The organism is Streptomyces sp. RP5T, from assembly GCF_003933965.1.
GTDB lineage: Bacteria > Actinomycetota > Actinomycetes > Streptomycetales > Streptomycetaceae > Streptomyces.
In genome coordinates, this window is record NZ_RSAJ01000272.1 from 1 (window position 1) to 10,948 (window position 10,948).

Annotated in this window: 10 protein-coding genes and 1 pseudogene; 4 read left to right on the top strand and 7 right to left on the bottom strand. The window is 71.3% G+C overall.

The features are described from left to right. Window positions 1-115: 115 nt before the first annotated feature. The 5 genes from EHS43_RS25515 to EHS43_RS25535 are packed head-to-tail and all read right to left on the bottom strand — an operon-like array spanning window position 116 to window position 5,324. Window positions 116-1,012, bottom strand: a complete 897-nt coding sequence (locus tag EHS43_RS25515) for an STM4011 family radical SAM protein (RefSeq protein ID WP_125193103.1) — start codon at window positions 1,010-1,012, stop codon at window positions 116-118. An 8-nt stretch (window positions 1,013-1,020) separates the two neighbouring features. Continuing rightward, the gene (locus tag EHS43_RS25520) at window positions 1,021-2,364 is read right to left on the bottom strand and encodes an STM4012 family radical SAM protein (RefSeq protein WP_125193104.1); all 1,344 of its coding nucleotides are present in this window, start codon (window positions 2,362-2,364) and stop codon (window positions 1,021-1,023) included. After that, the gene (locus EHS43_RS25525; RefSeq protein ID WP_185806404.1) at window positions 2,361-3,194 is read right to left on the bottom strand and encodes an STM4013/SEN3800 family hydrolase; all 834 of its coding nucleotides are present in this window, start codon (window positions 3,192-3,194) and stop codon (window positions 2,361-2,363) included. The genes EHS43_RS25520 and EHS43_RS25525 overlap by 4 nt, the downstream gene beginning before the upstream one ends. A gap of 7 nt (window positions 3,195-3,201) precedes the next feature. Further along, a complete protein-coding gene (locus EHS43_RS25530) occupies window positions 3,202-4,368 on the bottom strand; it encodes an STM4014 family protein (RefSeq protein WP_125193106.1) in 1,167 nt (388 codons plus the stop codon). Further along, complete coding sequence (locus EHS43_RS25535; RefSeq protein WP_125193107.1) at window positions 4,365-5,324, bottom strand: STM4015 family protein; 960 nt, start codon at window positions 5,322-5,324, stop codon at window positions 4,365-4,367. The genes EHS43_RS25530 and EHS43_RS25535 overlap by 4 nt, the downstream gene beginning before the upstream one ends. A 172-nt stretch (window positions 5,325-5,496) precedes the next feature. On the opposite strand from EHS43_RS25535, the gene EHS43_RS25540 reads away from it, so the two are divergent. From EHS43_RS25540 to EHS43_RS25550, 3 genes are all read left to right on the top strand, one after another. Then, complete coding sequence (locus EHS43_RS25540; RefSeq protein WP_125193108.1) at window positions 5,497-5,823, top strand: hypothetical protein; 327 nt, start codon at window positions 5,497-5,499, stop codon at window positions 5,821-5,823. A 68-nt stretch (window positions 5,824-5,891) separates the two neighbouring features. After that, entirely contained in the window at window positions 5,892-6,947 is a 1,056-nt protein-coding gene (locus EHS43_RS25545) for a DUF6745 domain-containing protein (RefSeq protein ID WP_125193109.1), read from the top strand. A gap of 610 nt (window positions 6,948-7,557) precedes the next feature. Continuing rightward, the gene (locus tag EHS43_RS25550) at window positions 7,558-8,523 is read left to right on the top strand and encodes a WD40 repeat domain-containing protein (protein ID WP_125193110.1); all 966 of its coding nucleotides are present in this window, start codon (window positions 7,558-7,560) and stop codon (window positions 8,521-8,523) included. Window positions 8,524-8,581: 58 nt separating this feature from the next. Here EHS43_RS25550 and EHS43_RS48815 read toward each other — a convergent pair. Both EHS43_RS48815 and EHS43_RS46625 read right to left on the bottom strand, forming a co-directional pair. Next, window positions 8,582-8,680 (bottom strand): annotated as a pseudogene (locus EHS43_RS48815) (IS5/IS1182 family transposase); the annotation flags it as partial. A 192-nt stretch (window positions 8,681-8,872) separates the two neighbouring features. After that, complete coding sequence (locus EHS43_RS46625; RefSeq protein ID WP_185806403.1) at window positions 8,873-9,040, bottom strand: hypothetical protein; 168 nt, start codon at window positions 9,038-9,040, stop codon at window positions 8,873-8,875. A 352-nt stretch (window positions 9,041-9,392) separates the two neighbouring features. On the opposite strand from EHS43_RS46625, the gene EHS43_RS25560 reads away from it, so the two are divergent. Beyond that, a complete protein-coding gene (locus tag EHS43_RS25560; RefSeq protein WP_125193111.1) occupies window positions 9,393-10,928 on the top strand; it encodes an MFS transporter in 1,536 nt (511 codons plus the stop codon). Window positions 10,929-10,948: the final 20 nt, after the last annotated feature.

A 10,948-nucleotide genomic window follows, 5' to 3' on the forward strand; every position in this document is an offset into this window, starting at 1 on the left:
CCTCTTGCCTCCTCCGTCATGGGGCTGGTCTACGCGACATCGTGTGCGTGGCCCTGTCCGCCTTCTTGATGCGGGCCTCTTGTCCCGGAACGCCCGGCGGCGGGATGGCGGTTGTTCAGTTGTGTGGCGCCCGGGTCGTGATCGTGAGGGCGCGGGTGTTGCGTGGGAGGGGGAGTGTGGCCGGGATGCGTTCGAGGACGCCGCCGGCGAAGACGTCGTACAGCGGCAGGGTCTCCAGGTGGACGTAGCCGATGTGGCAGTCGCACACCGAGAGGGGGCAGGCTCGGGGGCGCAGGGCGGTGCGGTAGGAGTCGTCGTAGAGGTTGCCCAGTTCGGTGGGGATGAAGTGGCAGCGGCGGACGGTGCCGTCGCCGTCGACGGAGATCACGGACTCGCCGGTGCGGCAGGGCAGACCGGCGCTGTTGTGCGGGTGGCGGCTGTACGGGAAGAGGGGGTCGAGGGCGGTCCACTGGTCGGCCTCGGTGTCGTGATAACTGTGACCTTCGGCGGCGTTGATCCAGAGGTAGATGTGTTCGGGCAGGTCGGCGCGGAGTCGGCGGGCCGCGTCCAGGTGCTCGGGCAGTCCCACGACGCCGACGCTGAAGCGGATGCCGCGCTCGGCGAGGTCGTGGCATTTGGTGAGGAAGCGGTCGTAAGGGGTCTGGCCGGGGTGGTAGGTGCACCACAGGGCGAGAGTGTCGTGGTCGGCCTCGGCGAGCCAGTCGGTGCGGCAGCTGAGGTTGGTCTGGATGGCGACCCGGCGGATGTGCGGCAGATGTGACAGCTCCGCGAGGGTGTGCCGGTACCAGGAGCGGACGAGTCCTTCGCCCCATGGTGTGAAGAGCAGTGAAAGCTGGTCGTCGCTGTGTGCGGCCCATTGTGCGAAGCGTTGAAGGGCGGCGCGGTCGGCGCGGAGTTGGGCGGTGGAGTCGCGTCGCTTGGCGAACGGGCAGTAGGGGCAGTCGTAGTCGCAGGAGGCGAGGGGACCGCGGTACAGGACTGTCAGATCCACGGGGCCGGTCACTTCCGCTCGTAGGCGGCCATGGCGGCCCGGACCGCGGGGGAGAACAACTGGGGCCCGATGGCGTCGGAGTGGGCGAGTCCCTCCGGGGTGAGCCGCAGGTGCGTGGAGGGCGTGTCGGCCAGCCAGCCGCGGTCGGTGAGGAGTTGGAGCTGGGTGCCGAAGTCGTCGTGGGGCGTGGCGGCGAAGCGGGCCCGGTAGTCGTCGACGGGCAGGCCCTCGGCCTGCAGGAGGGACTGGAGAAGGTGCCGGCGGCGCGCTTCGTGCGCGTCCATGCGGTAGCCGACCTCGGCGTGGTGGAAGTCGTCGGTGGCCACGTAGTCGTCGATGATCCCGCGGATCTCGTGCATGGCGACCGCGTAGTCGAAGGAGTAGTGCAGCCCGGACGTGTAGGAGCGGGCGCCGCAGCCCAGGCCGATCATGCCGTCGGTCTGGCAGGCGTAGTCGTCCGTGCTGTGCTGCGGGGCGTCGGTGCGGCGGAACATCCGCATGGAGTGCTGGGTGTAGCCGAGGGCGAGGAGGTGGTCGCGGCCGGTTCGGTACAGGCGCAGTCGCTGTTCGTCCCAGGCCGGATCGGGGCCGGGGTCGGGGCGGTGGCGGTCGAGTCCGGTCAGGGGGCGGACGTAGAGCGGGTAGAGGTAGAGCTCCTCGGGGTTCCAGGCGAGGGCCGCTTCAAGGGATTGCAGCCAGGTCTGTTCGCTCTGGCCGTCGATGCCGTAGATGAGGTCGATGTTGAGGACCGGGATGCCGCTGTCGCGGATCCGGGTGAGTGCGGCTTCGACGTCGGCGCGGCGCTGCGGGCGTACGGCGGCCCGCGCTTCGGAGTCGATGAAGCTCTGGATGCCGAGGCTGAGCCGGGTGGTGCCGCGCGCGGCCAGGACGGCGAGGCGGTCGGCGGTGGCCGTGGCGGGCGAGGCCTCCACGGACAGCGGGATAGCGCTGAGGTCGGCGCCCATGGCGTGCTCGGCGATGTCGCAGAGGCGTCCGAGTTCGGGCGCGGTGAGGAAGGTGGGGGTGCCCCCGCCGAAGGCGGCGGTCGCGAACCGCACCGGGTCGCTGTCGCCGAGGGCTTCGCGTACGGCGCCGGCCTGCCGTTCCAGGGCGTCCAGGTAGGCGCCGGTCAGGCCGTCGGGGGCGCCGATGCGGGTGAAGAGGTTGCAGAAGCCGCAGCGGACCTCGCAGAACGGTATGTGCAGGTAGAGGGAGAGGGCGCTGGTGTCCTGGTCCGCCCACAGGGACCGCAGTGCGGGCCGGTCGGGCAGGCTGCGGTAGGCGCTCTTGTGCGGGTAGGCGTACACGTAGTGCTGGTACGGGCTGGTGCCGACGGGCTGGATGGTGGTCATCGGGCGGCCCCGGCGGCGTCGGCGGCCTCGGCTGCGTCGAGGAGGAAGTGGGCGTAGGGAACGGTCCACACGGACTCGTGTCCGAGGCGGTGGCCGGTGTAGCCGTCGTCGCCGTAGGCGGTGCCGTGGTCGGAGCAGACGATGGTGAAGCAGTGGCGCCGGGAGCTGGCGGCGGCGAAGAGTCGGCCGATGTGCCGGTCGACGTATTCCAGCGCGGCGGCGTGGGTTTGGCGGGTGTCGCCGGCCTCGCGGGTCGCGCCGGGCAGGTGGAACCAGTTGGGCTGGTGCAGGGCGGAGACGTTCACGAAGAGGAACAGCCGCTGCTCTGCGGGGAGAGCGGCGACGGTCTGCTCGGCGCGGGCGACCTGGTTCTCGAAGGAGTGGGGCGAGGTGACGCCGAACTCCGTTTCCCAGTGCGCCTCGTGGAAGAGGCCGGGCAGTACCGTGCCGAGCGGGCCCTGCTGGTTGAAGAAGCCCACACCCCCGATGCACACGGTGTGGTAGCCGGCCTGGGCCAGCCCCGAGACGAAGTCGGGGGTGTCGTAGACGAAGGTTCCACCGGCGGTCGTCTCGCTTCCGGCGAAGTTCGCGGCGAACAGCCGTGGGTGGGGACCGGGTTCGGCTGGTGTCGGCAGGAACCCCGCGAAGATCGCCTGGTGCGAGGCGTAGGTGAAACTGCCCGGCGCGTGACGCTTCTCCCAGCGACCGCCGGGCAGATGGCGGGCGAGGTTCGGGATGCGCCCGGCGGCCGCCAGCTCGACGGCCACGTCGTGGCGCAGTGTGTCGAGGGTGACCAGGAGGATGTCGTGGCGGCCCACAATCTCGTTCATGTCGGGCTCAGGCATGGTGTGTTCCTGTTCTGTACGGGTGGAGCGGGCCGAGCCGGGCGGGTCCGCGCTGGGCGGCCGCCACCTGCGCGGCGTAGGTGTCCAGGCCCTCGGCGCCGCTTCCGGGCAGGCCGGTCAGCCGGGGCAGCAGGTCACCGAAGGCGTTGACCTCGCCGACGAAGGACCTGCGCCAGCCCACGGCCGGCAGCAGGTCCACGCCGACGCACAGGGTGCGCGGGAAACAGGACGCGGCACGTTCGCACACGTCCAGTACGTCGGCCCAGCGGGCGCCGGCCGCCGTGACGGCCTGGCGGGCGGTGCCGAGGTCGCCGCGGCTGCCGCCGAGGTGCAGGTTGGTCAGGGGCGTACGGCTCGTGCGGACCACGGCGTGGGTGGCCCGACCGGCGACGACGACCACGCGCAGGTCCGCGGCGCGGCCCTGCTGGGAGGCCTTGGGCACCCAGCGTTCGAGGTGCAGCCCGTCAGGTGCCAGCGCGTCCACGATGACGGCGATGTCCCGCTCGCTGTCGTAGCGGCGCACTCTGAGCGAGTTGTACAGTGCGCCGTCCGCGGCGAGTTCGACGGAGGTGGTGGCCCTGATCCGACCGCCGCCGCCCGACTCGACGGCGAGCACTCCCGACGCCGAGGAACCGTGGGCGGGCTTGACGAACAGACGCGGCATGCCGTGCTCGCGCATCAGCGTGCGTACGTCGTCCCAGCCGCGCACCGGCGCGCCGCCTGGCCCGGAGGTGGGCGAATCGGGAATGGGGACCCCCGCCTCCTTGAGGACGCCATGGCACAGGCGTTTGTCGAACAGCACGGCGAGATCGGCGGGGTGGTCCAGGCGCACACCGCCGCGCAGGGTGCGCAACGCGGCGGTGAATGCGGCGTACCAGCGGCCCGAACCCTCGACCCGGGTGGGATCCGAGGCACCCCGCAGCAGCCGGTCGACCTCGGGATCCTCGCCGGGGGAGTCGATCCGTACGATCTCGTCGGCGGCGAAGTCCGCTCCCCCCTCGCGCAGGACGTTGCTCCAGGCGACGACGCGCGGGCCGGGCAGTCCGGCCGCACGCACCGCGTCCGCGAAGAGGGAGACCCGCCGGTTGCCGGGATTGCCGACCACGGCGAACCGCGGTCCGGCGCCGGGCTCCGGTCGGGCCGTGACGGAGGTGTTCACTCGCCCACGGCGACGTAGCGCCAGACGGTGCCGTCGTCCTCGGTGTCCTCCTCCGCGTCGTCGCGGTCGAGGTTCACCTGAACACCCGCGGGCTCCAGGGTCTGCCGCACCCGCTCCTCCATGGGCTTGCTGAGGTAGTGGTGGTGCAGATCGAGCTTCTTGAGGTGGGTCAGGGGCTGGCCGCCCAGGAGCGCGGCGGCTCCCTCGTCCGTAAGCACACCCATGGACAGATCCAGCACCTCCAGGCGCTCCACGACGGGGGCTGCTGCTAGGGCCGCGGCCACCGCGTCCTGCATCTCGCTGTTGCGCAGGGCCAGATGACGCAGCCGCGGCAGCCGGGCCCCGGACAGGATCGCTTCCAGGTCGGCCACCTCGCTGTCGCCGCCGTAGTCCGGCGTACCGAGCCACAGGTCGAGGTGCTCGAGGGCGGGCAGGTCACTGGCTCCGACGCCGCGCACCACCTCGACGGGCAACCCGCCCGTCTCCATCACGAGCCGGCGCAGCGCCGGGTGAGTGAGCGCCGTGAACCCGAGCCCCGACCCGCCGCGCACGCCGAACTCCTCCAGGGCGGGAAAGCCCGAGAGGAGCGGGCTGACGTCGCTCTGGTTGATCCAGGAGATCTCGCACTCCTCCATCACCATGTCGCCGAGGAACAGTGCACGCAGCGCGGGAAAGCGGTCCCGGGCGGCGAGGAGGGCCTCGATGACGGGGGAGGGGTCGCTGTCGTAGGCGTCCTGCCAGGCGCCGACGATCAGGGCCCGCACCCGGGTGGTGTCGACGGCGGCGCAGAAACGGGCGAACGCCTGCGGCCAGCTCTCGTCGCCGTCGTACACCTCGCCGCTGATCCGCCAGGCGACGGCGTCCGGCTCGGGTAGGCCGTCCGTCGGCTCGGCGGGCCCCGCAAAGGCGTGGGAAGGCAGCCGGTACAGCGATTCGAGGTGGTCACCGATGGTCATGCGGCTGCTCCCGGGAAGAAAGAGTGAGCGGTCTGTGATGTCCGCAGTTCTACCAACCGGCACTGACAACGCCGTTCATCGGGGCGGGGTTGGGGCCCGTTGTCAGTGGTGGCTTCTACGGTCGTGGTCATGAGGCCGGTGCGCGGTGCATCCGGCGGTGAAGGGGACAGCCATGTACCGACAGGGAGACGTGCTGATCGTGCCGGTCACGGAGGAGGCGGTGCCGGCGCACGTGGCCCGCGCTCCCCGGGAGCAGCGCGACGGCCGGGGCCGGCTCGTGCTGGCTCTGGGCGAGGTCACCGGGCATGCCCATGCGGTCGTCGGGCCCGGTGAGTTGGTGCGGGAGCCGGGGCCGTTCGGCCCGCTGCTGCTGCACCTGCCCCAGGGCGGCCGGGTGGTGCACGAGGAGCATGCGGCGATCCCCCTGCCCAAGGGGTGGTACCGGGTGATCAGACAGCGCGAGTACGTGCCCGGATCCGTGCGGATCGTGGCGGACTGAACAGCAGACAGCAGACAGCAGACAGCAGACAGCAGACGGCGGACGGCGGAGAAGCGGTGGAGCAGCACATGACCAGGACAGACATCGGCGTGACCGTCGTGGAGCGAGTTGTCGCAGACGAGTTGGGCGCGTGGCGTGCGTGGGCGTCCGCGACCGGCCCCGCCGACCGCGCGGCCGCCGAGGAGGCCGTGCGGTCGGCGTACCGGCTGGCGGGGCTCGCGGAACCGGAGCGTGTGGTGTGGGCGGATTCGCCGCGCGCAGCGGTCGCGCTGGTCCGCGAACTCGCGGACCAGCGCGGGCACAGCGTGCGGGACGCCGTGCGCAGCGCCCCGTGGGCAGCGGAAAGGCGCAGGCTGCACGCCGAGTTGGGAGCGGCGGGCTGGTCCGCTCACTGGGCGGCCACGGGCGGTCGGCTGTGGAACTCCACCCAGTTGCTCGTGGACCGCATCCGCTTGGGAGTCGTTGAGGACCTGGTCGGCCGGGACTCGGGCCGGGAGGCCGCCGAGGTCCGGCTGCTTCTGCTGGACGCCGTTCTGGGACAGCACGACGCGCCGTGGCTCGCCGCGTTCCCCGCGGACCAGGGCCCCCTCGCCGCGCTGGCCGCGGTGTGCCGCAGTGCCGGCTGGTGGTGGCCGTTCGCCCGCGTTGCAGTTCTGTCCGAGCGGCCCGTCGCCCTGCACCGCGACGAGGGGGGACGGCTCGATCACGGCGACGGTCCCGCGCTCGCCTACCCCGACGGTTTCGCCCTGCACGCCTGGCGCGGAATGCCGGTGCCAGCCGCCTTCCTCGCCGAGCTGAGCACGCTCACACCGCAGCGCATCCGCGCCGAGGAGAACGCCGAACTGCGGCGCGTGATGCTGGAGTATTACGGCTACGACCGCTACCTCACCGACTCGGGAGCCCGTCCCGTTCACCAGGACCATACGGGCACCCTGTGGCGGATCGACCTGGCCGACGACGAACCCGTGGTGATGGTGGAGGTCCTCAACTCCACACCGGAACCGGACGGAACCAACCGCACGTACTGGCTGCGGGTACCGCCGTCGACGCGGACGGCGAAGGCAGGTGTCGCCTGGACCTTCGGCTTGGAAGCCGGGGCGTACGCGCCGGTACGGGAGACGTGAGGCGGGCGCTTCAAAGGACGAACGGGGCGCCGGCGCCGGGCCCGGTCGGCCGCCCGGAACGTCCGCCCACCGAGTTCGTACGGCGCCGTACCAGGCTGTCCGCCGCTCCATGCCTCCGTTCTCGGACAGGGAGCGCGGCCGTTGCGCTGGCTCGTCGCCGTGCGTAGGCCGGAACTCATTGTCCCGGACTCTCATGTCCTGCGCGTCAGCGCCGCGTGACGCACCGATGCGCAGGCATCCGGCTCTCTCAGTACAGCTGTTCCACCTGGCCACATGGGTGAGCACCAGGTGGGGGGCTTCGGCGGTGCTCCATGCGGCGACCGGCACGTGGACGGTGCAGCCCTACAGGCGATAGACGTGCGGTTTGGCAGATCGTCCGCCGAAGCGAGCACTGTGGAGTGGCTGCCGTCGTTCTCGGCTGCAGCGGTTCGTGATCCTCAGGGCCGCGCACCATCTCAGCAGTCGGGGAGTTCGCCACCCGCTTCGACGGCCTGATGCTGGCAGGCCGTCGAAGCGCGAACGTGTCCGGTCCGGGTGTTCGGTGCTACGAGCGCGCAGAGTCGTGGCGCGTACGACGAGCAGCGAGCAGGAACCGGTGAGGAGGAGGACGGTGCGAGAACTGGCGGTTCGGGAGATCAGGCGTATCTCTGCGGGATTCGGGCACTCTGTCGGCCCTCTTCTGGAGGTCGGGCAGGACGGACAGGTCCTTGTCTTCGTGTCGGTGCCGGATGGGTCCGAGTTCCAGTTTTGGGACGTGCGTACGGGAGAACTGGCCTGGCGCGACGGAGAGGGGGTCTCCGGCTGCAATGACACAGCTCTGGTACGGCTTCCAGACGGAGGGCTGTCACTGGCCGCCGCCACAGAAGACGGCGTCGAGTGGTGGGACGCGTTCACGGGCCGTCACCGCCCGGAACGTGCCTGGGAGGAGACGACTGTCTGGGCCCTGAGCGCCGGACAGCTTGGTGGCAGGCCGGTACTTCTCGGTGCCGGTAATGACGGAAGCGTGTACGGGTGGGACGGCAACAGCGGTGCAGCGCTCGAGCCGCCTCGGTTTGAGGCCGGTGCAGGTAGTTCTGCGATGGCGGTGGCATACGTGCCCTTGCCGTCCGAGGAGGGCGTGATCGTCGCGGGGGATGATGCGGGCCGACTGTGGCGCTGGGACCCGGTGACCGGAGACCTCCTCGGAGAGCCGACGGCGGGCCCTGCCTCCAAGGTCCGCATCATCAAGGCGCTGCCCCCGGCTGTGGGGACATCGCTGTTCGTCTCCAGTGACCAGGAAGGAATCCTTCAGAGGTGGGACACGGAAACCGGCGCTCCAGTCGGCCCTGCGATGGAGACTGGTACCTATGTCTTCGCTCTCGCGACGGCTGGCGTGGACGGGACTGATCTGCTGCTCGCGGCGGGCGCCGACGAGGTCGTCCGTGCGTGGGATGCGGGCACGGGCGAACCGATCGGCCTCGCTGTCCAAGGCGTCGCGGTGAGTATCCCCGCCCGGGGGAGTGGCGCGACCCTCTTAGCGACGAGTACGGCTCGAGGCGAGATCGTCGTGTATGAGTGCGGCATCAGGAGTGCATGAGAGGGCGTTTCGCTCCAACCTCTGGTCCCTGGATGCCGCTTTTTCGTGGGTTCTGGGTTCCGTGCCAGGTCGGGGTGGATTCCTCGGTGAGGCGGCGGGGCAGGTAATTGATCATTGCCAGCTGGACCGTGGCTTCGGAGCGGTGGGGGTGGGCTTCGGTCATCTCCCCGCCGGTGCAGCGCGGACGGACGGTGGCTGTCTCGGCGAGTTCGGCGCCGGGGTCGTCGAAACAGCGGGCCATCTGCCGCCGCCACCGGCGGTCGCGGTGAAAGGTGATCGGCGGCAGCGAGCCCAGGACACGGTCCTCGCCACGCCCGAGCGGTGCATCGCCCATGTCGGCGACGTGCCTCTAGGCGTGTTCGGACAGTTCCTCGGGGGCGACCCGCAGCATCGCAGCCGTTTGCGCGGTGAGCTCGCGGTCTTCCTCGTCGTCCTCGTACCGGCCGTCGTCCTCGTTGTTTTCGCCGGACTCCGCCGGCCAGCTGTCGCGGGTGCGGGAACGCAGAGGGCTGCGCACGCGCTGCGCGGCCTGTTCGGGGGGCGGCCCAGGCGTTGTCGGTGTTCTGCAGTGCGTCGGAGAATTCCCGGGCGTTCAGCGGTGCGCTGGCTTCGGCGGACTGGGCCGGACCCGCTTCGGTGCAGGTCATCTCGCGCATCTGCCCGGCGGCAGCAACCCGCTCAGTCGGTTCGGCAGGCCGGTACTGGCAAGTGACCCGGCCCTGCCGAGCCGGAGTGCCCCGGCCGGTCGTACGCCCCGACGGGTGGGAGCCGTGCCGGCTTCCGCGCGTCGGGCCGGGGAAGCCCAATGGCGGGCGGCGGGCGGGTTAGCGTCGAGCGGTATACGACGTGGAGGCACGGGAGGTGTCGCGGTGCCGGCATCTGGGTCACGCACCGGCGCGGCACCCGCGCCCGTTGTCCTCGGGCTCGCCATCGCCTTCACGATCACGGTGCTCGACCCGCTGGTGCTCAGCCTGTACCTGCCCCAGGTGAGCCGGGCCCTTCACCCACCGCCGGAGCTCCTCGGGCTGCTGAGCGGAGCGGCGACGCTGGTGATGGCCGCCGGCGTCCTCGCCGCGGGCAGCCTCGGCGACACCCTCGGCCTCAAGCGGCTGCTGATGCTGGGACTGGCCGTCGTCACCGTCGCCGATCTGCTGTCCGTGCTGTCCCCCGGCTATGGCTTCCTGCTCGCGATGCGCCTTTTGGCCGGGCTGGGGATGACCGCGCTGCTGGGAATGCCGCTGGCCCTGCTGAAGGCCTCCGTGGCACCGGAGCGGCGGCCGGCGGCCATCGGTGCCCTGATGGCCGTCGAGATGGTCCTGACCGGGTCGGTCCCCGCGGTCACCGGCTGGGTGGTGGCGGCGGCCGGCTGGCGGTTCCTGTTCCTGGTCACGCCGGTGTTGGCGCTGGTGTCGCTCTTCTTGACCGCCCGCTACGTCCCGGAGTCACGCGCCCGGCAGCACCGGCGCGTCGACGTGATCGGCGTCGCCCTCGTCGGGATGACCCTGCTGGCCCTCGTCGTCGGCCTCGCCGCGGCACAGAACGGCCTGGCCCGGCCCGAAACCTGGGTGCCGCTGGCGGTCAGCGCGGGAGCCGCCCTGCTCTTCGTGCCGCACGCACGCCGCACTCGCGAACCCGCGCTGGACCCGGCGTTGTTCCGCAGCGCGCCGTTCGACGTGGCCCTGGCGGCGACCTTCACGCTGAACTTCCTGGTGGCCGGGCTCGGCATCGTCCTGGGGCAGTTCGGCGTCGCGGTGCTGTCGCTGTCCCCCGACACCATCGGCCTGCTGTACGTGCCCGGCACCCTGCTGATCGCCGGTGCGGTGACCCTGGCCGGGCGCCTGACCGGGAAGCTCACCCCGCGGCCGGTGATGGTCACCGGGCTTCTGGTGATGGCCGCGAGCGGGCTGCTGATAGCGGCCACCGCCGGCCCGGCGATGGCGGTGTGGCTGCTCGTGCCGGCCGTCTGGCTGTGCAACCTCGGATCGGTGGTCACCTCCGCATCAGTGTCCGAGACGGTGCTCGCCCAGGCGCCGCCCGGGCGTTCCGGCACGGTGGCCTCCGTGCAGATGGCCTTCGCGGTGACCGGCGCCGCTTTCGGCCCCACCGTCTACCTGCTGCTCCTCAATCTCCTCTTCGAGCGGCAGTGGCTGTCGGACGCACGGTCGCGCGGCATCTCGGCGACACAGGCCGGGCAGGCCGTGGACGCCGTACGCGGCGGTATGGCGCAGAGTCCGGGCAGCACCGTGTACGACCCGAACCTGCTCCGTCAGGCCTCGGGCCTGGACCTCGGACTGGACTTCACGAACGGGCTCAGGCTCACCATGCTCATCGTCAGCGTGGTGCCGCTCGTGGTGGCGGCACTGGCCTTGCGGCTGATGCCCCGCCGCGGGAAGCGCCGGACATAGGCACGGCCCCGGTCCCGGCC

Bases quoted from the DNA above. Each gene is read 5' to 3' on its own strand.
- EHS43_RS25545 (WP_125193109.1), top strand. From the start codon at position 5,892: ATGACCAGGACAGACATCGGCGTGACCGTCGTGGAGCGAGTTGTCGCA.
- EHS43_RS25525 (WP_185806404.1), bottom strand. From the start codon at position 3,194: ATGAACGAGATTGTGGGCCGCCACGACATCCTCCTGGTCACCCTCGAC.
- EHS43_RS25520 (WP_125193104.1), bottom strand. From the start codon at position 2,364: ATGACCACCATCCAGCCCGTCGGCACCAGCCCGTACCAGCACTACGTG.
- EHS43_RS25535 (WP_125193107.1), bottom strand. From the start codon at position 5,324: ATGACCATCGGTGACCACCTCGAATCGCTGTACCGGCTGCCTTCCCAC.
- EHS43_RS25540 (WP_125193108.1), top strand. From the start codon at position 5,497: ATGTACCGACAGGGAGACGTGCTGATCGTGCCGGTCACGGAGGAGGCG.